Source organism: Amycolatopsis saalfeldensis (assembly GCF_900110575.1).
GTDB lineage: Bacteria > Actinomycetota > Actinomycetes > Mycobacteriales > Pseudonocardiaceae > Amycolatopsis > Amycolatopsis saalfeldensis.
Genome location: NZ_FOEF01000005.1, coordinates 248,103 through 267,196, shown reverse-complemented (window position 1 = coordinate 267,196; position 19,094 = coordinate 248,103). Strand labels below are relative to the sequence as shown.

Sequence of the window (19,094 nt, the reverse complement as noted above, 5' to 3'; positions counted from 1 at the left end):
TATCGGCCGTACTGTCTGTTTCGCTACCCGTGGTGGTCACCGGTGTTAGTTCCCCGCCATCCTGTCGATGATCTCAGCGGCGCGGGAGAGCACTTCCAGCTCTTCCTCGCCGAGTTCGGCCAATTGCCGGTCCAGCCACGCCTCCCGCACCGAGATGGCTTTGCGCACGTACGCGAGCCCGTCCTCGGACAGCTCGACGATGGCCTGCCTGCCATCGGTCGGGTGCGGGCGCCGCTCGACGAACCCCATCTCCTCGAGCGCGGCGATCACCCTCGTCATCGAGGGCGGCTGGACGCCTTCCTTCGCGGCGAGCTGGCCCGGGGTCAGCGCACCGCACTTGTGCAAGGTGGACAGCGCGGCGACCTGCGTCAACGTGACGTCGTCGCCCACCCGCTGTGCCCGGAGCCGGCGGTTGAGCCGGACCACCGCGAGACGCAGGCGGCTCGCGAGGGAGCGCTCGTGCATGTCGCCGGACATATAGTTAGCATACCTTACGAAACTGTCACCCCGGGGTGAACCCCGCCACCCCGCGTGATCACGGTCAGCTCAACACCGCCTGGATCGGCCCGACGGCGAAGTAGGCGACGAAGGCCACCGCGATGATCCACATCAGCGGGTGGACCTGGCGGGCCTTGCCCGTCGCCGCGCGGATCACCACGTAGCTCACGAAACCGGCGCCGATGCCGTTGGCGATCGAGTAGGTGAACGGCATGACCACGATCGTCAGGAACGCCGGCAGCGCGATCGAGAAGTCGGTGAAGTCGATTTCCTTGACCTGCGTCATCATCAGCGCGCCCACGACCACCAGCGCCGGCGCGGCGGCCTCCACCGGCACCACCTGGTAGAGCGGCGTCAGGAACATCGCGGCGAGGAACAGTACCCCCGTGACGACGTTCGCCAGTCCCGTGCGCGCGCCCTCCGCGATGCCGGACGCGGACTCCACGAACACCGTGTTCGAGCTGGCCGAGCCGAAGCCGCCGGCCGCGCCCGCGAGGCCCTCGACGAACAGCGCCTTGCCGACGTTCGGCAGCTGGCCGTCCTTGCCGATCAGGCCGGCTTCCTTGCCCAGCCCGGTCATCGTGCCCATGGCGTCGAAGAAGTCGGCGAGCACCAGCGTGAACACGAGCAGCACCACGGTGATGATCGGCAGCCGGCTCCAGGCGCCGAACGAGACGTCGCCGACCAGCGACAGGTTCGGCAGGCCGACCACCTGGTCCGGCAGCGCCGGGTAGCCGAGGTTCCAGCCCTTCGGGTCGGTGCCGTTCGACGGCCCGGCCTTCACGATCGCTTCGACGACGATCGCCAGCACCGTCGAGGTGAGGACGCCGATCAGGATCGCGCCCTTGACCTTCTTGGCCACGAGGATGGCGGTGAGCAGCAGGCCGACCACGAACACGGCCGTCGGCCAGGACGCGATGGAGCCGTTGATGCCGAGGCCGACCGGGACCGTGGTGTGCGCGTCGTCCGGCAGCCGGCGCACGAACCCGGCGTCGACCAGGCCGATCAGGCAGATGAACAGGCCGATGCCCACCGCGATCGCCGACTTCAGCGCCGGCGGCACCGCGCGGAACACCGCCGTCCGGAAGCCGGTGAGCACGAGCAGCACGATGATCACGCCCTCGATCACCACCAGCCCCATGGCCTCGGGCCAGGTCATCTGCGGCGCGATGGTGACGGCGAGCAGGCTGTTGATGCCCAGGCCGGTGGCGATGGCGAACGGGTAGTTCGCGACCAGGCCCATCAGGATCGTCAGCACGCCCGCGACCAGCGCCGTGACGGCCGCGACCTGCGGCACCGGCAGGATGTTGCCGAGCACGTCCTTGTGCGCGGACGGGGTGCCGGCCGAGAAACTGCCGATGATCAACGGGTTCAGCACCACGATGTAGGCCATGGTCACGAACGTGACGACGCCGCCGCGGATCTCCCGGCCCGCGCTCGAGCCCCGTTCGCTGATCTTGAAGAACCGGTCCAGAGTGGACACGCCGCGCTCTTCCGGCCGCTGCGACTGCTCCGACATCCGCCTGCCTATCTCTGTGCTGTGTGCCCGGCCCGCCACCGCGGGAGAGGCTTCCCGGGCGTGGCCCCGGGGGTACCCTTCACCATGTGGATGAACCGATCAATTCCCCGGAGGTTACGGGCTCGTTGCGGCACACGCCGGACCTGCCGAAGCGGCTGACCGACCTGACGCCGGTCGTGATCGTAGGCACCTCGACCTGGGTCGTCGCGCTGGTGGTCCTGTTCTTCGTGGCCCAGGGCGTGTGGGTGTGGACCGCGTTCTCGGGGATCGTGCTCGGCTTCATCGGCTTCGGCATCATCTTCTGGCAGCGCGCGGCCGCCAAGCGGGGTTCGAAGTCGGCCCAGCGGGTCTGACGGCCCGGCGGAAGTTCCCCGTGCCCGGCGCAGGCTGATCTTCGTATCATCGCGGTATGACTGATCTTCGCGCCCTCGGCTCGTCCTCACTCCGTGTTTCGTCCTTCTGCCTCGGCGGCAACGTCTTCGGCTGGACCGCCGACGAGAAACAGTCGGCCGCGGTGCTGGACGCCTACACGGAGTCGGGCGGCAACTTCGTCGACACGTCCGACTCGTACATGAACTACTTCCTCGAGCAGGGCAACCAGCCGGGCCAGTCCGAGACCATCATCGGCGACTGGCTCGCCCGCCGTGACCGCGACAGCGTGGTCGTGGCGACCAAGGTCGGCGACCACCCGGAGTACCTGGGCCTGGAGCCCGCCACCATCAAGGCCGCCGCCGAGGAGTCCCTGCGGCGTCTGCGCACCGACCACATCGACCTCTACTACACCCACTTCGACCGGGACGAGTCCATCCCGGTCGGCGACATCATCACCGCGCTCGACGAGCTCGTGCAGGCCGGCAAGGTGCGCGCCATCGCGGCGTCCAACATCAGCCCCGAACGGCTCGCCGAATCGCTGGCCTTCTCCGACCGCGAGGGCCTGGCCCGATACGTGGCGCTGCAGCCGCAGTACAACCTCGTCTCGCGTGACACCTACGAAGGCCCGAAGCGGGACATCGTGCAGCGTGAAGGGCTGGCCTGCGTCCCGTACTTCGCGCTCGCCTCCGGGTTCCTCACCGGCAAGTACCGTCCCGGCAAGACGGTCGAGAACGTGCGGGCGATCCCGGGCATGGCCGGCGGCTACGCCGACACCGAGCGCGGCGTGAAGGTGCTCGAGGCCTTGGAAAACGTCGCGACGGCGCACGGCGTGGAGATGGCCACGGTGGCCATGGCCTGGCTCGCGCGGCAGCCGACGGTCACCTCGCCGATCGCGTCCGCCCGCACCGTCGAGCAGCTGCCGGCGCTGTTCGCGATGGACGAGGTGCAGCTCTCAGACGCCGAGCTGGCAGCCCTGAACACGGCCTCGGCGGTCTAGTTCAGCAGCGTGCGCGGCGATGGGTCGTCGAGCAGGGCGGTGATGCGGTAGCGCTCCGCCCAGTGCCCGGCGGCCCAGGCGAACGCCCGCGCCAAACCCTCCGAGGTGTCGGCCGCGTGCAGCCGCCCGTCCGTCCACCAGGGAACGTCGTGCTCCGCACCGTCCAGCGTGACGGTCAGCGAGTCGTGCAGCAGCGGGCCGCCGTCCGGCAGCACCAGGCCGAGCTGGTCGGCGACCAGCCGCAGCGCGGGCAGGCCGGCCCACGGGACGTACTCGCCGGTGCTGGTGACCTCGGCCGTCAGGCTGGAGGCCAGCGGCAGGTCGAGCAGCTCGGCGAGCCGCTCGGGATCCTCCGTCGCGGCGACGATCCGGGCGGCGTCCAGCGCCGCGGCCGGCCAGGGCACGTCGAGGACCACGGCGTGCTCGGCCTCGGCCACGGACCCGTCGGCGACGCGGACCCGGGCGGGCGCGCCCAGCTCCTCGACGTCCACATCGGACTCCACGAGTGCGCGGTGCGCCCTCGCGGCGAGCCCCGGCGAAAGCGTGCGGCCGGCGTCACCGAGCCGGTCGAGCAGATCGGCCGCGTCCTCCACAGTGGACAGACCCAGCCCGGTCCGGACCCCGGCGGCGAGCAGGAGGTCTTCGCTGAGGCCGAGATCGGGCACCTCGTCGTACAGCCCGGTCAGCTCGGCGGCCCCGGGCAGCCGCCACGAGCCCGGTGCCTCACCGGCCAGCAGCGCGTACCGGGCGAGCCACCAGCGGGCGTGCCCGTCGGGGGTGTGCAGCGCCTGCCAGGTCTCGGGCCGGGCGGCCAGCAGCCGGAGCGCGGCGGGCCACGCGTCGTCGGCGACGAGGTCGAGGTCGCGGACCGCCGCGACGGTCAGCGGCGGCCGGTCCAGCGAGTCCCACCAGGACTCCTCGTCGGGCAGGCCGTGGTCCGGCTCGTGCGGCTCCTCGTCGCGGACCACGGCGAACGAGTCCAGCACCCCGGTGGCGACCAAAGTGGACTGCGGCCAGTCCTCGGCGAACTCGTCGTCGAGGACGGACATCGCGCCGTCTTCCTCGAACACCTCCGGATCGAAGACGTCCAGCAGCGGCGATTCGGGGAGCACGAGTTCGTCGGCGCGCCGCCAGCCGTCCTCGGCGGGCAGCGCGAGCGCGCCCGCCCACTCCGGGGCCTGGTCACCGCACTCGGCGATCAGCCGGAGCACGGCGCCGGCCAGGTTCATCCCGTCCATTCCGGACCGGACGTCCTCGACACTGCGCTCCACGGCGAACTGCACCTGGTCGGCTTCGAGCAGCTGGTGGGCGTCGGCGTGCTTGGCACCGAGGCGTTCCAGCAACGGGTGCGCGGCCGCGGGGTGCACCAGGCGCAAGCCCGGAACGTCCACATCGGACAACAGGGCGAGCAGCTCGTTCGAGCCGTCCACGAGCAGTGCGCCCCGGGCGCCGGGCAGCGTGCGGCCGTCGGAGAGCGGGACGGGCAGGCCGTCGAGCTGCGCCGGCGAGACGTCGTGCGTGTCGACCGCGACGGCCAGCGCCGCGTAGAGCCGGTGCCACCACTCGGGTTCACGGCCGATCCCGGTCAGCAGGTCCAGCACGTCCTCGATGGTGAGCGGCTGGGCCGAGACCGGCTTGAGCACGCGGGCCGCGCCCGGCGGGGCGGGCACCAGCCCGGGCACGAGGTCGGCCAGCAGCGGCGGCAGCCCGGGCACGTCCACGTCGAGCACTCGCGCCCGGCGCCCGCTGATCTCCGCGCCGTCCTGAGTGGACAACCAGGGTTCTTCTTCCAGCACGGCGAAAACGAGGTCGCGCATCTGTGCGTCCACTGTGGATCGAGGGAAACCGGCCGCGGGGACGAGTGAGAAGCGGTGCTCCGCCGGGATCTCGCGGACGAGGCCGACGTAGTCCTTCGCGGCCGCCTCCAGCGCCGCGGTCAGGGCCGCACCGGGCAGCACGCGTCGCCTTGACGGTTCGACAGGCACCGGCGCGATGAGCCGCGCGGGCAGCGAAAGCGCGTCGTCGGTGGGGGTCGGGGCGTGGAGGACGTCCTCCTCCAGCGGCAGCGGGACGCCGTCCGGGTCGACCGGGATGGCCCAGCCCTCGTGCGTCAGCCAGCGACGGTCCCCGCCCGGGCCGTGGATCTCGACGAGCTGGTCGCCACTGCGCGTCCAGACCCGGCCGTCGACGTCCACCTCCGCCAGCCACGGCAGTGCCAGCAGCAGGTCCGGGATCTCGGTGGCGAGGCCGTCGAGCAGGGCCTTGCCTGATTCCGGCTCGCGCAGCGGCAGCCGGACCTCGGTGTCGTACCCGGTGGGCGGCTGCTCGTCGGTCGGCCAGAGCAGGCGCAGCACCGGGACTTCGCCGTCCCGCTGTGCTTCCTGCCGGGTCCGGCCGGCGGAGAAGACGACCCCGCCGGTGGTCGAAACCACCCGCGGCTCGTCGGTCACGGTCAGCACAGCCGCGAACCCGACGCCGAACCGTCCGACCGTCTCCTGCTGCTCTTTCGCCGATGCCCGCAACGAAGCCAGCGACTCGACCCCGCGTGTGTCCAACGGCGCACCGGTGTTCGCCACCCGCAGCTCACCGTCCACAACGGACACTCGAACGCGCCCGGGCGTCTTGGCCGCGAAAGCCGCGTCGGCCGCGTTCTGCGCCAGCTCGACGAACAGCCGATCCCGATAGGCGCCGACCCGCAGGTCCCGCTCGGCGTTGGTGTCCTCGGTGAGCCGTGTCGGGGAGTCCTGCCACGCGCGCAGCATCGCCGCGCGCAACCGCTCAGTCCCGAACGGATCCCGCTCAGCCGCGCTCGTCACCGGCGTTTTCGGAACTCTCGACGTGCTGGTCCGGTTCGACCTCGGCAACCGGCTCCTCGACGGCTTCCTCCACGGCGACGGCCGCGGCGGCTTCCGGTTCGACCGTCTCGGCGGCGACTGTCTCCTCCGCCACCGCTTCCTCGGCCTCCGCGACCGTCTCGGCCGGGGCCTCCACCGGGTCCGCGGCGGCGGCCGCCGGGGCCGGCGCGAAGTCCAGGAGCGAGTCGTCGTACACGAGTTCCGCGACGGGGATCGAGGAGGTGATCTCGACCTCCACCTCGGAGTGCGCGCCGCAGCCGTACTCGACGTCGACGATGTGGCCGTCGGCCGGGGAGATGTCGTTGGTGCAGGCGCCGAAGGAGCCGCGCAGGGAGCCCGCGAGCGGCACGAAGAACCCGCACGCGCCGCAGGTCCCGGGGGCGCTGCGGGCCATGTCCGAGCGGGGGCCGAACTCGCCGTCGTGCCAGCGGGTCGCGGCGTCCTGCCGGCCGAAGCGCGAAAGCACGTGGACGCGGCCGAGGCCGGCCTCGTGCGCGACCTCCTCGACGGCCGGGTCGTCGGACTGCAGGTACGCCGGCACCAGGCGCGCGTCGTCCTTGTCCACCGGGAAGATGTCGCCGACGCCGAGGTCGCCCGCGCGGACCCGCCGCTCCCACGGCACCCAGGTCGGCGCCACCAGCGCCGCCGGGCCGGGGACGAGCGCGAGCTCGCTGACCGTGACCGGCTCGTCGGGGCCGGCCAGCGCGACCGTCACCGACCAGTGCCAGCCGAGGTAGCCGGGCACCGAGGCCTCGAACAGGTGACTCGCCGAGACGGCGTCCTCCCGTTCGACGCCGGCGTGCTCGCCGACCTGGTCGGCCGGGGCGTCCGCCAGCACGGCGGCGCGCGCCACGTCGACGGCGTCGGCGAGTTTGCGGTGGATCGAGCCGTCGTCCAGGGTCAACAGCAGCGTCATGCCCCCAATTGTGCCGCACGCATCCGCGCCGCCCGTGCCAGGCTGTTCTAGTGCGAAACCCGATCATCTGGCCGCTGCTGGCGCTCGCCCTCGTCGGCGGCTGCGCGGGCACCCAGGCGGCGCCGGCCGCGCAGCCCGAGCGGCTGACCGTCCAAGTGCTGGGGACGCTGCCCCACGACACGTCCGCGTTCACCGAAGGGCTCGAATTCTCCGGCACCACGCTGTACGAGAGCCGCGGCCTCGACGGGCAGTCGGCGCTGACCGCGGGCCCGGCCGGGCAGGCGCCGACCGCCCGCGTGGCGCTGCCGTCGCCGCTGTTCGGCGAGGGCGTCACCGTGCTCGGGCCGAAGCTGTGGCAGCTGACCTGGCAGGACGGCTTCGCCATCGAGCGTGATTCGAAGACCCTCGCCGAGCTGCGCCGGGTGCCGTTCGAGGGCGAGGGCTGGGGCCTGTGCCACCAGCCCGACGGCCGCCTGGTGATGAGCAACGGCTCGTCGACGCTCACTTTCCGTGACCCGCAGACGTTTGCGGTCACCGGCAGTGTCGACGTCGGCGTGGACCAGCTGAACGAACTCGAGTGCGTCGGCGACACGGTGTACGCGAACGTGTGGAAAACCGGCACCATCCTCCGCATCGACGCGAAGACCGGCCACGTCACCGGCAGCATCGACGCCGGCGGCCTGCGCACCCCGGTCGAGCCGGGCGAGGACGTGCTGAACGGCATCGCCGCGATCCCCGGCACCGACGAATTCCTGGTGACGGGGAAGCTGTGGCCGACGATGTTCCGGGTGAGGTTCGTCCCCGAATCCGCGCCAAAAGGCCCGTGATCGGGCGGAACGCCGCCCGGATGAGGCAGGATTGACAGGTGGCACTCTTCGGTTCCCGCTCCGAACCCGACGGCACGCGCTCCGGCCGGCCGGGTCAGGGCCGCGGCCGGAAGTCCAAGCGCCGGTGGACGCCGGAGCCCGGCGCCGCGCAGGCCCGCTCATGGCGGGAGCCCCCGCCGCCGGACCAGCCGGCCCCGAAGCTGCAGGCCACGAGGGTCGAGTACCCGGTCGAGCCGCCGCGCGCGCGGCCCGAGCACGTCCCCGCCGCCCCGCGCACCGAGCACCTCCCACCGGACGCCCCCCGCCCCGGCGACGCCCCCCGAGCACGACCGGAACGCATTCCCGCGGATCCGCCGCGCGCACGGCCAGACCACATCCCCGCAGACCCGCCGCGCGCACGGCCGGACCACATCCCCGCCGACCCGACCCGGGCGCGACAGGATCCGTTCGCCGCGGACCCGGCCCGAGTGCGACCGGATCCCCTCGCCGCCGACCCGACCCGGGCCCGCGCCCCGCACTTCCCGGCCGACGCGCCGCGACCGGATCGCTTCGGCGCCGACGGCCCGCAGGCGCGCACTGGGCACGCCTCACCGGACGCTCCGCGCGCCCGGCCCTCCGCCGGGGACGCCGCGTACCCGCCGAGCCCGCCCCGTGGCAGCCGGTTCTACGACGACGCCGCGCCCCACCCCGCGGACGGGCCGCCGACCACCGCCGTCCCCGGCGGCCGGCGGCCACCGCCACCGCGGGGGGCGCGGCCGTTCCCGCCGCAGGATCACCGCACCGAGCCCGTGCGCCCGCGTGGCCACTACGACGACCGTCCCGGCAGCGGCGAGTACGAGCACTACGACACCGGCGGTTACGCGGGCGAGCCCCGCGTCGACCCGGACGCCGATCGCGAAGAGGACCTTCGCACCACGGCGGCGCCCGGCGCGGGCTCGATCCCGAGGCTGCCGAAGAAGCTGACCGTCACGCGGGTCGCCGCGCTGCGCAGCCGTCAGCTGAGCGGCCAGGCCATCGGCATGTTCCAGCGCGCCACCAAGGCCGACGGCGCGGACAAGTCCGGCCTGACGTCGCTGATGTACGCGGTGATGCTGAACTACGCCAGCGACGCCGCCATGGCCATCGCGCTGGCGAACACGCTGTTCTTCGCCGCCACCAGCGGCGAGAGCAAGGGCAAGGTGGCGCTCTACCTGCTGATCACCATCGCGCCGTTCGCGCTCGTGGCGCCCGTGATCGGGCCGGCCCTGGACAAGATCCAGCACGGCCGCCGGCTCGCCATGTGCGTGGCGTCGATCGGCCAGGGCCTGATGGCCGTGGTGATGGCGCTGCACTTCGACGACTGGCTGCTCTACCCGGCCGCGCTCGGCATGATGGTGCTGTCCAAGTCGTTCACCGTGCTCAAGGCCGCGATCACCCCGCGGGTGGTGCCGCCGGAGATCACCCTGTCGAAGACCAACGCCCGGATCACCGTGTTCGGCCTGGTCGCCGCGGGTGTGTTCGGCGCGCTGGCCAGCGGCGTCAACGGCCTCTGGGGTGCCTCGGGCGCGCTGTGGTTCACGGCGATGATCTGCGTGGCCGCGGCGGTCCAGTCGATGCGGATCCCGTCGTGGGTCGAGGTGACCGAGGGCGAGGTGCCCACGTCGCTGTCCGCGAGGCCGGAGCCGAAGGCGCGCAAACAGCGCCAGCCGATGGGCCGGCACATCGTGGTTGCCTTGTGGGCCAACGGTTCCGTGCGCGTGCTGACCGGCTTCCTGATGATGTTCGCCGCGTTCGCGGTCAAGCAGCAGACCGAGGGCACCGGCCACAGCCCGTTCATGCAGCTGCTCCTGCTCGGCATCATCGGCGCCGCCGCCGGAGCCGGTGGCTTCATCGGCAACGCGCTGGGCTCGCGCCTGCACTTCGGCTCGCCGGACCAGGTGGTCGTGCTCTGCGTGGCGGCCTGTGTGGTCACCACGCTCGTGGCGACCCTGCTGCCCGGGCTCGCGACGGCGGCCATCGTCGGCCTGGTCGGCTCGACGGCGAGCGCGCTGGCGAAGATCAGCCTCGACGCCGTGATCCAGGAGGACCTGCCGGAGCAGTCCCGCGCGTCGGCGTTCGGCCGGTCGGAAACCGTGCTGCAGCTGGCGTGGTGCTTCGGCGGCGCGGTCGGGCTGCTGCTGCCCCCGACGTACTGGATCGGCTTCATGGTGGTCACCATCGTGCTGGCGGTCGGGCTGGTCCAGACCTACCTGGTGCGCCGCGGCGGCTCCCTGATCCCGGGCCTCGGCGGCGACCGGCCGCTGCGCCCCGAGCCGACCGGCAGCTTCCCCGCGCAGGGTGTGCCGGGGACCCGCCGGTAATCTTGGCGACCATGCGACGTTCCCGTGTGGTGGCCGTGCTCGCGGCCGGTGGTCTCGCCGTGGCCGGCTGCTCCGCGCCCGGACCGGCCGAGGTGACCTTCTACGCTGACGGGCACACGATCCGCGTCGGCCCGATCGGCAATTGCGACATCACCACCGGCGTCTGCGCGGCCGACCCCGGCGCCGCGGGCACGCTGAAGGTGCGGCCGGGCCGTTCGGTCCAGGTCTCGGTGCCCAAGGAGGTCGCCGAGACGCCGTGGAAGATCACCGTGCAGTACGTCAACGGCAAGGGGCAGCCCCAGCCGTTGAAGGAGGACATCATCACCTCCCGCGACCGCTACGCGTACACAGCGACGCCCCCGACCAAGGACGACCAGATCGTGGTGGTCGAGATCGCGCAGGCCACGGTCATCAGCCGCACCGGCGACCCGAACGACGCGGAGCCGATCACGACCGCGCTGTGGTCGTTGCAGGTGCGCCCCGCCTGAGCGCGGGAAAACGGGCCCCTTCGCTGAGCAAACGGGCCCGTTTCCGTTCTGTGTGGGGGTTTAGGGATCGATGTCCCGGGCGACCGCGCGCATGATCTCGCCGATCTGCTTGGTGTGCTTGCGATCCGGGTAGCGGTTGCGCCGCAGGTCCGGCTGCACCTTCAGCTCGAGCAGCTTGATCATGTCCTCGATGAGCCCGTGCAGCTCCTCGGCGGGACGGCGGCGCGCCTCAGCCACCGACGGCGGCGGGTCCAGCAGCCGGACGGAAAGCGCCTGCGGCCCACGACGGCCGTCGGCGACGCCGAACTCCAGCCGCTGCCCGGCTTTCAGTCCCTCGACGCCCTGCGGCAGCGCGGCCTTGCGGATGTAGACGTCGGCCCCGCCGTCCTGCGTGACGAACCCGAACCCCTTCTCCGCGTCGTACCACTTGACCTTGCCGGTCGGCACTTCCCTCACCAGTCCTTCTGCTGTCCTGCTCACGACGAACGCGCCCCGGGCGTACCCAGGGCGCGCGTCCGCCTAGCGTATCTCGCCACATGCGCTGGGGAGAAGCGGATACGGCGGATACCCTCAGCGCCATGGACAGCGTTACGAAGGAGACCGCCGTGGCTGCTACCGGCAAACCGATCCTGATGCGGATCGGCATCGGCCTCTTCGCCATCGGCATGCTCGCGGTGCTGGCGGTGTTCGTGATGTTCGCCGCCGGCCTGGAGAACCTCCCGGTGTGGCTGAGCGCGGTCGCCGGGGTGCTCACCCCGCTCGGCCTGCTGCTCGGCCTGATCGCCCTGGTCCGCGAGGCCCGCGCCGGCAAACACGGCTAACCGCCCCGCGAGCACCCGCACGACTTCGGAACCAAGCCGGCTCCGGGCTGGAGACGGCCCCTAAACCCAGCCGATTCCCGGAACCCAGCCGGTTCCTGACCCGGCACCGGCCTGGTGACTTCCGCCACTTGACCAGTCGACCGCGGTGTCGCGCGGTGCTCAGCCGTGCGACCAACCAGCCGTGCGACCAACCAGCCGTGCGACCAACCAGCCGTGACCCCGCCCGTCGCCAGGGGCTGGTCACCAGCGATCGGCCCCTGGCGTCGTGGCCGCGGCCCTGCCCCCGCGAGTCCACGCCCGCACCTGCACCCCACCGTCGCCCCGGCTAGACGGCGCTCCCGGCGAACGTCCGCGCGAACCAGTCCGGGAACTCCTCCAGCGACTCGAACACCACCGCCGCGCCCTCCGCGGCCAGCTCCTCCCGGGTGCACGGCCCGGTCGCCACCGCCACCGCGATCGCGTCGGCGGCCAGGGCGCCGCGGATGTCGCCGAGGTGGTCGCCGACGTAGGCCTGGGCGCCGTGGGCCAGCAGGGCGCCCGCCTTTCGGGTGGACCACAGCTCGCCCACGAGGTCGTCGACCTCGAAGCCCAGCGCGTCGACGTGCAGCTGCGCGTTGGGCCCGTACTTGCCCGTGACGACCAGCGTGCGCCCGCCCGCGGCGCGCACCGCCCGAAGCGCCTCCGCGGCACCCGGCAGCGCGACGGTGATCGGCACGACCATCTCCGGGTACAGCGCGCGGAACCGGTCGACCAGCCCCGGGATCCGCTCTTCCGGCGCCTCGAAGCCGCGCAGGATGTCGTCGAGCGGCGGGCCGAGGTTGGCGGCGAAGCTCTCGCCGTCCAGCGGCAGGCCGGACTCCGCGCCGAGCGCGTTCATCGCCGCGGCCATGCCCGGCCGCGGATCGATCAGTGTCATGTCGAGGTCGAACCCCACGGTGATGCCCACACCCGCCACGGTAGCCGGACCCACCGACAGGTTTTGACCACCGCTGTACATCCGATTGTGGTCGGTAAAGGTTCTTGACACCAGAACGTTCTATGTCAAGCTGACAATGTGACCAGCTTCACCGAGCGCACCAAGGCTTCCTTGCGAGAAGCCTTGCTCGACGCGGCCGCGGACCTGCTCCCCGACCGTGGCCACGCGGCGCTGCGCATGGCCGACGTGGCGGCGCGCGCGGGCGTGAGCAGGCAGACCGTCTACAACGAGTTCGGCAACAAGGCGGCGCTCACCCAGGCCGTCGCGTTGCGCACGACGTCGGAGTTCCTCGACGGCATCCGGCAGCGCTTCGCCGACGCCGGCGACCTGCTGGACGGCATCCACTTCGCCGTCGTCTACACCATCGAGCACGCCCGGGAGAACCGTCTCGTCGCCGCCGCGCTCGGCACCGACGCGGCGGAAGACCTGTTGCCCCTGCTGACCAGCCGGGGCGAGCCGATCCTCACCGCCGCGGCCGACCTGGCCGCCGAGCAGTACCTCGAACTCGAGCCCGCGCTCTCGCCCGAAGCCGCCGCGCTGCTGGCGGAGACGGTCGTGCGCCTGTCGCTGAGCCACCTGGTGCTGCCCACCCATTCCGCGGTGGAGGCCGCCGACGCCGTGCTCGCGGTGCTGGCCCCCGCCGTCGACCGATTCGTCCACAACGGAGTGACACGAAAGGGCCAGTCATGACCGAGACACTGCCCGAGCTCCGCACGGGGTTCTCCTCGCTGCGCGAGGGCGGGCTCAACTGGGACTCGTTCCCGTTGCGCCTGTTCGTCAAGGGCAACAAGAAGTTCTGGAACCCGGCCGACCTCGACTTCAGCCGGGAGCGCGAAGGCTGGGAGAGCCTCACCGAGGAGCAGCGCCGGTCCACCACGTACCTGGTGGCGCAGTTCATCGCGGGCGAGGAGGCCGTCACCGAGGACATCCAGCCGTTCATGCGGGCGATGTCGGCCACCGGCCGGTTCGGCGACGAGATGTACCTCACGCAGTTCTGCTTCGAGGAGGCCAAGCACGTCGAGGTGTTCCGGCGCTGGATGGACGCCGTGGGCCTGGACGCCGACCTGCACCCGTACGTCGCGGAGAACCCGCACTACCGCAAGCTCTTCTACGAGGAGCTGCCGAATTCGCTGCGCGCGCTCGAGGACGATCCCAGTCCCCTCAACCAGATCCGCGCGAGTGTCACGTACAACCACGTGATCGAGGGCAGCCTGGCGCTCACGGGCTACTACTCGTGGCAGCTGATCTGCACGCAGCACCAGATCCTGCCCGGCATGCAGGAGCTGGTCCGCCGCATCGGCGACGACGAGCGGCGGCACATGGCGTGGGGCACCTTCACCTGCCGCCGCCACGTCGCCGCGGACGACTCGCTGTGGGACGCCGTCCAGCAGCGCATGGGAGAGCTGCTGCCGCACGCGCTCAACATGATCCAGTGGGTCACCGACCAGTTCGACGAGACGCCGTTCGACAACGACCCGCAGGAGCTGATCACGTACGCCGCCGACCGCGCGCAGCGCCGGCTGGGCGCCATCGAATCGGCCCGCGGCACCCCCGTCGAGCAGATCGACCTGGACTACTCGCCGGAACGCCTCGAGGACACCTTCGGCGAGGAAGACGAGAAGGCGCTGGCCGAGGCCGCCGCGGCCGCCACCGCTTCCTGACGAGGAGGGACGGCCCCGTCCACTGAGCGGACAGTGGGCGGGGGCCGGGCCGCGCCGTCAGGCGTGCTTCTGCGCCGCGGCCGCCTCCAGGCCGAGCAGGGTGACGGACTGCTCGCGCATCTCGACCTTGCGCACCTTGCCCGTCACCGTCATCGGGAACTCGTCGACGATGTGCACGTAACGCGGGATCTTGTAGCGCGCGAGCTTGCCGGTGCAGAACTCGCGCACGGACTCCGCAGTGAGCGCCTCGGCGCCTTCGCGCACGCGGATCCAGGCCATCAGCTCCTCGCCGTACTTCTCGTCCGGGACGCCGATCACCTGCGCGTCGAGGACGTCCGGGTGGGTGTAGAGGAACTCCTCGATCTCGCGCGGGTACACGTTTTCGCCGCCGCGGATGACCATGTCCTTGATGCGGCCGGTGATGTTGAGGTAGCCCTCGTCGTCCATCACGGCCAGGTCGCCGGTGTGCATCCAGCGCGCGGCGTCGATGGCCTCGGCCGTCTTGTCGGGCTGCTCCCAGTAGCCGAGCATCACCGAGTAGCCGCGCGTGCAGAGTTCGCCGGGCTCGCCGCGGGGCAGCGTCAGGCCGGTTTCCGGATCGACCACTTTGGACTCCAGGTGCGGACCGACGCGGCCGACGGTGGAGACGCGGCGCTCCACCGAGTCGTCCACCCGGGTCTGCGTGGACACCGGGGACGTCTCGGTCATGCCGTAGCAGATGGACACCTCGGTCATGCCCATCCGGTCGATGACCTGCTTCATCACCTCGACCGGGCAGGGCGAGCCGGCCATGATGCCGGTGCGCAGGGAGGACAGGTCGTGCTCGGCGAAGCTCGGGTCGTTCAGCTCGGCGATGAACATCGTGGGCACGCCGTAGAGCGAGGTGCACTGCTCGGCGGCGACCGCTTCGAGCGTCGCCCTCGGTTCGAACGCCGGCGCCGGGATCACCATGCACGCGCCGTGGCTGGTGCACGCGAGGTTGCCCATCACCATGCCGAAGCAGTGGTAGAAGGGCACCGGGATGCACACCTTGTCCTGCTCGGTGTAGCCGACCAGTTCGCCGACGAAGTAGCCGTTGTTGAGGATGTTGTGGTGCGACAGCGTGGCGCCCTTGGGAAAGCCCGTGGTGCCGGAGGTGTACTGGATGTTGATCGGGTCGTCGGCCGACTGCGCGGCCTGCAGCTTCGCCAGCACGGCCGGGTCGCCGCCGCGGCCGGCGTCCAGCAGCGAGGTCCAGGAGTCCGTGCCGAGCAGCACGACGTGCTCCAGGCCCGGGCACTCCGGGCGGACCTGCTCGATCATGCCGGCGTAGTCGGAGGTCTTGAACGCCTCGGCGGCGACCAGCATCCGGACGCCCGCCTGCTTCAGCACGTACGCCAGCTCGTGCGAGCGGTAGGCGGGGTTGATGTTGACCAGGACGGCGCCGACCTTGGCGGTCGCGTACTGCAGCAGCGTCCACTCCGCGCGGTTCGGCGACCAGATGCCGACGCGGTCGCCCTTGCCGATGCCGGTGGCGACCAGGCCGTGGGCGAGCGTGTTGACGTCGTCGGCCAGCTCGCGGTACGTCCAGCGCAGGCCGGCCGCGCGGTCCACGAGCGCGTCACGGTCACCGAAGGCGGCGACGGTGCGGTCGAAGTTGTCGCCGATGGTGTCGCCGAGGAGCGGGACTTCGGAGGTCCCGGAGGCGTAGCTGGGCAGGGCGGGCGCGTCGGGCATGGGTGCCTCCGGTGGCGGGTCTTCGTCGACGTGCCGAGTCTAGGAAGCCGCGGGCCACACGACCAGCGGGCGGGGGCGCCGGTTCCGCTACCCTCGGTTCCGGGTTCGTCGTTCACGAGGGGATCAGTGACGTGCCGGAGGAATTCTCCCTGGGCTGGACCGAGGTCGACGTCGCGGTGCGGCGCACGGGGCTGCCCGCTTCGTGGCACCCCTTCGAGATCCGCAGCGCGGGCTACACGCTCGACGAGCACGAGCGCCTGTCGAACGCCGCCTGGGACGCCATGCGCGCCCGCGGCCTCGCCGACGCGGACAAGCTGGACCACGAGGTCGCGGCCACCCTGCGGGCCTGGACGCGCCCGGAGGTCCTGATCATCGTCCGCGCCGCCGAGCTGGCCGGCGGTACGGTGCTGTACCGCGCCTGCGCGGGCGACGGCCTCGGCGTCTTCTCGGAGGCCCTGCCCGACGGCATCCGCTTCCTGCAACTCCGCCCCGAACGGCTGGTGGAGACGGTGCTGAGCATGTTCCCGCCGTATGTCCCCCTGCCGGTCGCCCCGGTGACGATCACGCAGCACAAGGCCCCCACCCGTCGCCGATCGGACCTCCCGGACAACTCCGACAACTCGGACCGCGACTTCACGACCGACGCCCCCGGCCCCAGCCGCCGCGACCGCGACGCGCTGGCCCCGTACTCGAACTGGCCCCTGCACCGCCACGGCACCGTGGAACTCTCCCTGCGCCACGGCCAAGGCACCCTCCGCCCAGCCGGCACGACGACTTTCGTCGACACGGACGGCGGGCGATATCTGACCTTCATGAACACCCTGCCGGACGGCGATGTCCGACTGCGGTTCACCCCGTCTGACGGGTCTCACCTGCGGCGCTGGCTACTGGAGACGATTGAGGAAGGCGGGCGGTGAGGCTCTGCTGCACGGGCATCCACTTCACCGTCGCGCATGAGCTGTGACCTGCAGCTTTGCGACTCTCGCCGCCAGCAACACCGGCCGAGTTTGCCACCGATCGTGTCGGTCACGACGACCACAGGTAGCTGTGCTGGAGCGCCCGCGGCAAACCGGTGACACCCCCAGGGCGTCACTAGTACAGTGCGAAGTGGCCACACTCGGTGGTCGCCGTGTGCGCGTGGGAGGGCACTTTGGCTGATACGGAGTTCGGTCCGCCGCCGTCGAGTGCGACGCCGCCGACCGTGCCGGGAGAGGCAGGTTCGGACTTCCTGTCAGGCGTACTCGCCGGCCCGACAGACTCAGCTGCCGCGAAGCAGGTGCAGACCGAGGGTGCCCATCTGAAGGCCCTCGCGGAAGGACAAGGGTTCGCCATCAACGAAGAGGGCCACCAGGCTTATGCAAAGGCCTGCGACTTCTTTCTCCAAGGCTACACCCGAATGGCGGATGATCTGCGAATTCTTGCCTCCAAAGCAGCCATGGGGTCAAGCACGTATGCCCATAGCGTCGCGGAGTTCAACGTCAAGGTGGCTAACGGCGATCCCGAATCGATGCTTCCGAACATCGACCTTATGCGCAAAGGGATCGAGCAGGCACGCGAAGCGTTGGACATCGCCTTGAAAAACTACAAGCAGGCCGACGACAGCCACAGTATCTCATTTGCTGAAATGAACAGGAAAATCGAGAACTCGTGAATTATCGCACGTCGACAGCCTTGGCCGTTGTGGCAATGGCGGGAATCCTGACCGCAGCCTGCGATACCGGAGTCAACGGTGGTGCGAGCCCCGTCAGTACTCCCCCGGCGGCGTCCACGACTCCGAGCTCGTCCTCCGCAAATCCTTTCGACGGCGTGAATCCGTGCACCATTCTGGACCAGACTTTGAATGGAGAGGGGTTTCCTGCCGCAACCCCGACAGTAGCCGACGCGCAGCACAGCTGCCGTTCGCAGAATGTCATACCCGGCAACCCGACAGCCGTCGACGTGGCCTTGTCGCTGCAAGCAGGGCAACGCTACGACGAGAACGTCGACAATCCCGCCCAAGCCAAGACCGGCCACGTACAGAAGCGCGCAGCGATAGAGGTACCGACCCCGCTCGGGTCAGATGGCCAGTGCGAGGTGCATATCGAAGTGAAACCCTCATCACGAGCCCTGCTGATCGTCGGCTCAGGCTCAGACACCGCAAACGCGTGCAACCTCGCGGAGAAGTACGCCGACAAGGTCGGACCCCTGCTCCCAAACGGCTGAGCCACACCAACAAGGCCGACGAGATCAGCTTCCCCCGAAGGGTTTGGCCGTGACCCGTACCACGTGGGGCCTCGCGGCCGTCCGCTCGACATATAGGTGAGACCAGGCGAACCGCTGACATGCACCGATCGTCACTAGTACAGTGCCAAGAGACCACGTTGGGTGGTCATTGGCCGCACAGGAGGGCATCGTGTCAGGCTCGCACTCTGTCACTCTGGGTCCGCCGACACCTAGAGCTCCAGGCAATGACGCCAGCGAATGCCCTACCTCCAGCCTGCTCGAGCAGCAACGGCCCGACGGGCGAGAACCGAGTTACTTCCGTCAATCCAATCGGCGGACAAGGATCATCGGACGTCTCGGAATCATGGCCGCCGTTACGGGATCGGCAGCGTTCCCGACGGCATGCGACACCGGTGTCGGCGGTCAGACTCAGACGTCGAGCATCACTTCCGCTCCGCTGACACCAGCATCCTCGGCCGATCCCGGCGCGCCCCTCGGCGCGCTGAATCCGTGCAAGACCCTCGATGAAGCGCTCGCCGGTCAGGGGATGCAGCCGGCCGCTCCAACTGTCGCCGATCCACAACGAAGCTGCCACTCCGCCAAGCCCCCGACCGGACCGGAGGACAGCCTCGACGTCGGGCTCTCGCTGCAGGACGGGCAAAGCTACAAGGACAACATCAGCAATCCCAGTCAAGCCAGCCCGGGCACAGTCGGGCCTCGCGCCGCCGTCGAAGAGCGCGAACCCGTCGGCGCCAAGGGCCAGTGTTCGATCGCCATCGAGGTGAAGCCGAACTCACGCGCGCTGATTTCGGTCAGTGTCAACTCAGACACCGACAAGGCCTGCAAAACGGCCGAAAGCCTGGCCGAAAAACTCGAACCGCTGCTTCCGAAGAACACCTGAGGGGGT

Annotated in this window: 19 protein-coding genes; 12 read left to right on the top strand and 7 right to left on the bottom strand. The window is 70.7% G+C overall.

Translation table 11 applies throughout. The annotated features are described in order from the left end of the window. Positions 1-45 precede the first annotated feature (45 nt). The gene (locus BMY97_RS14570; RefSeq protein ID WP_091617336.1) at positions 46-477 is read right to left on the bottom strand and encodes a MarR family winged helix-turn-helix transcriptional regulator; all 432 of its coding nucleotides are present in this window, start codon (positions 475-477) and stop codon (positions 46-48) included. Between the two features lie 64 nt (positions 478-541). Next, positions 542-2,017, bottom strand: a complete 1,476-nt coding sequence (locus BMY97_RS14565) for an NCS2 family permease (RefSeq protein WP_091617335.1) — start codon at positions 2,015-2,017, stop codon at positions 542-544. Between the two features lie 125 nt (positions 2,018-2,142). Here BMY97_RS14565 and BMY97_RS14560 point away from each other — a divergent pair, with 125 nt between their 5' ends. Then, positions 2,143-2,370: a DUF2530 domain-containing protein gene (locus tag BMY97_RS14560; protein ID WP_091617334.1), complete on the top strand. Its 228-nt coding sequence runs from the start codon at positions 2,143-2,145 to the stop codon at positions 2,368-2,370. Between the two features lie 56 nt (positions 2,371-2,426). After that, complete coding sequence (locus tag BMY97_RS14555) at positions 2,427-3,386, top strand: aldo/keto reductase (protein WP_091617333.1); 960 nt, start codon at positions 2,427-2,429, stop codon at positions 3,384-3,386. Here BMY97_RS14555 and BMY97_RS14550 read toward each other — a convergent pair. Both BMY97_RS14550 and BMY97_RS14545 read right to left on the bottom strand, forming a co-directional pair. Continuing rightward, positions 3,383-6,148: a sacsin N-terminal ATP-binding-like domain-containing protein gene (locus tag BMY97_RS14550; RefSeq protein WP_091617525.1), complete on the bottom strand. Its 2,766-nt coding sequence runs from the start codon at positions 6,146-6,148 to the stop codon at positions 3,383-3,385. The genes BMY97_RS14555 and BMY97_RS14550 overlap by 4 nt on opposite strands. 37 nt (positions 6,149-6,185) lie before the next feature. After that, the gene (locus tag BMY97_RS14545; protein ID WP_091617332.1) at positions 6,186-7,157 is read right to left on the bottom strand and encodes a DUF3027 domain-containing protein; all 972 of its coding nucleotides are present in this window, start codon (positions 7,155-7,157) and stop codon (positions 6,186-6,188) included. A 50-nt stretch (positions 7,158-7,207) separates the two neighbouring features. On the opposite strand from BMY97_RS14545, the gene BMY97_RS14540 reads away from it, so the two are divergent. From BMY97_RS14540 to BMY97_RS14530, 3 genes are all read left to right on the top strand, one after another. Further along, on the top strand, positions 7,208-7,984 hold the full coding sequence (locus BMY97_RS14540) for a glutaminyl-peptide cyclotransferase (RefSeq protein WP_091617331.1): 777 nt from the start codon (positions 7,208-7,210) through the stop codon (positions 7,982-7,984). 467 nt (positions 7,985-8,451) lie between these two features. Then, positions 8,452-10,323, top strand: a complete 1,872-nt coding sequence (locus BMY97_RS14535; RefSeq protein ID WP_091617524.1) for an MFS transporter — start codon at positions 8,452-8,454, stop codon at positions 10,321-10,323. Between the two features lie 11 nt (positions 10,324-10,334). Beyond that, the gene (locus BMY97_RS14530; RefSeq protein ID WP_177231342.1) at positions 10,335-10,811 is read left to right on the top strand and encodes a DUF2771 family protein; all 477 of its coding nucleotides are present in this window, start codon (positions 10,335-10,337) and stop codon (positions 10,809-10,811) included. A gap of 60 nt (positions 10,812-10,871) precedes the next feature. On the opposite strand, the gene BMY97_RS14525 is transcribed toward BMY97_RS14530, so the two are convergent. Continuing rightward, entirely contained in the window at positions 10,872-11,258 is a 387-nt protein-coding gene (locus BMY97_RS14525) for a cold-shock protein (RefSeq protein ID WP_091617330.1), read from the bottom strand. Between the two features lie 131 nt (positions 11,259-11,389). Between BMY97_RS14525 and BMY97_RS14520 the strand changes: the two genes are divergently transcribed. Continuing rightward, on the top strand, positions 11,390-11,632 hold the full coding sequence (locus BMY97_RS14520; protein ID WP_177231341.1) for a hypothetical protein: 243 nt from the start codon (positions 11,390-11,392) through the stop codon (positions 11,630-11,632). Between the two features lie 325 nt (positions 11,633-11,957). On the opposite strand, the gene BMY97_RS14515 is transcribed toward BMY97_RS14520, so the two are convergent. Continuing rightward, positions 11,958-12,578 carry an HAD family hydrolase gene (locus BMY97_RS14515; protein WP_091617329.1) on the bottom strand — a complete coding sequence of 207 codons (621 nt, stop codon included), beginning with the start codon at positions 12,576-12,578 and terminating at the stop codon, positions 11,958-11,960. 108 nt (positions 12,579-12,686) lie between these two features. Between BMY97_RS14515 and BMY97_RS14510 the strand changes: the two genes are divergently transcribed. Both BMY97_RS14510 and BMY97_RS14505 read left to right on the top strand, forming a co-directional pair. Continuing rightward, positions 12,687-13,298 carry a TetR/AcrR family transcriptional regulator gene (locus tag BMY97_RS14510; RefSeq protein ID WP_091617328.1) on the top strand — a complete coding sequence of 204 codons (612 nt, stop codon included), beginning with the start codon at positions 12,687-12,689 and terminating at the stop codon, positions 13,296-13,298. Then, positions 13,295-14,269, top strand: a complete 975-nt coding sequence (locus tag BMY97_RS14505; RefSeq protein ID WP_091617327.1) for a R2-like ligand-binding oxidase — start codon at positions 13,295-13,297, stop codon at positions 14,267-14,269. Before BMY97_RS14510 ends, BMY97_RS14505 begins: the two co-directional genes overlap by 4 nt. Positions 14,270-14,326: 57 nt before the next feature. On the opposite strand, the gene BMY97_RS14500 is transcribed toward BMY97_RS14505, so the two are convergent. After that, entirely contained in the window at positions 14,327-15,985 is a 1,659-nt protein-coding gene (locus tag BMY97_RS14500) for an AMP-binding protein (protein ID WP_091617326.1), read from the bottom strand. A 131-nt stretch (positions 15,986-16,116) separates the two neighbouring features. Here BMY97_RS14500 and BMY97_RS14495 point away from each other — a divergent pair, with 131 nt between their 5' ends. From BMY97_RS14495 to BMY97_RS14485, 4 genes are all read left to right on the top strand, one after another. Next, positions 16,117-16,902: an ESX secretion-associated protein EspG gene (locus BMY97_RS14495; RefSeq protein ID WP_091617325.1), complete on the top strand. Its 786-nt coding sequence runs from the start codon at positions 16,117-16,119 to the stop codon at positions 16,900-16,902. A 233-nt stretch (positions 16,903-17,135) separates the two neighbouring features. Further along, entirely contained in the window at positions 17,136-17,636 is a 501-nt protein-coding gene (locus BMY97_RS14490) for a hypothetical protein (protein WP_091617521.1), read from the top strand. Continuing rightward, positions 17,633-18,187, top strand: a complete 555-nt coding sequence (locus tag BMY97_RS45945) for a DUF3558 family protein (protein ID WP_143086198.1) — start codon at positions 17,633-17,635, stop codon at positions 18,185-18,187. Before BMY97_RS14490 ends, BMY97_RS45945 begins: the two co-directional genes overlap by 4 nt. Positions 18,188-18,551: 364 nt before the next feature. Beyond that, entirely contained in the window at positions 18,552-19,088 is a 537-nt protein-coding gene (locus tag BMY97_RS14485; RefSeq protein WP_143086197.1) for a DUF3558 family protein, read from the top strand. The last annotated feature ends 6 nt before the right edge of the window (positions 19,089-19,094 follow it).

Bases quoted from the DNA above. Each gene is read 5' to 3' on its own strand.
- BMY97_RS14570 (WP_091617336.1), bottom strand. From the start codon at position 477: ATGTCCGGCGACATGCACGAGCGCTCCCTCGCGAGCCGCCTGCGTCTC.
- BMY97_RS14565 (WP_091617335.1), bottom strand. From the start codon at position 2,017: ATGTCGGAGCAGTCGCAGCGGCCGGAAGAGCGCGGCGTGTCCACTCTG.
- BMY97_RS14555 (WP_091617333.1), top strand. From the start codon at position 2,427: ATGACTGATCTTCGCGCCCTCGGCTCGTCCTCACTCCGTGTTTCGTCC.
- BMY97_RS14550 (WP_091617525.1), bottom strand. From the start codon at position 6,148: ATGCTGCGCGCGTGGCAGGACTCCCCGACACGGCTCACCGAGGACACC.
- BMY97_RS14545 (WP_091617332.1), bottom strand. From the start codon at position 7,157: ATGACGCTGCTGTTGACCCTGGACGACGGCTCGATCCACCGCAAACTC.
- BMY97_RS14530 (WP_177231342.1), top strand. From the start codon at position 10,335: ATGCGACGTTCCCGTGTGGTGGCCGTGCTCGCGGCCGGTGGTCTCGCC.
- BMY97_RS14520 (WP_177231341.1), top strand. From the start codon at position 11,390: ATGGACAGCGTTACGAAGGAGACCGCCGTGGCTGCTACCGGCAAACCG.
- BMY97_RS14505 (WP_091617327.1), top strand. From the start codon at position 13,295: ATGACCGAGACACTGCCCGAGCTCCGCACGGGGTTCTCCTCGCTGCGC.
- BMY97_RS14500 (WP_091617326.1), bottom strand. From the start codon at position 15,985: ATGCCCGACGCGCCCGCCCTGCCCAGCTACGCCTCCGGGACCTCCGAA.
- BMY97_RS14485 (WP_143086197.1), top strand. From the start codon at position 18,552: ATGGCCGCCGTTACGGGATCGGCAGCGTTCCCGACGGCATGCGACACC.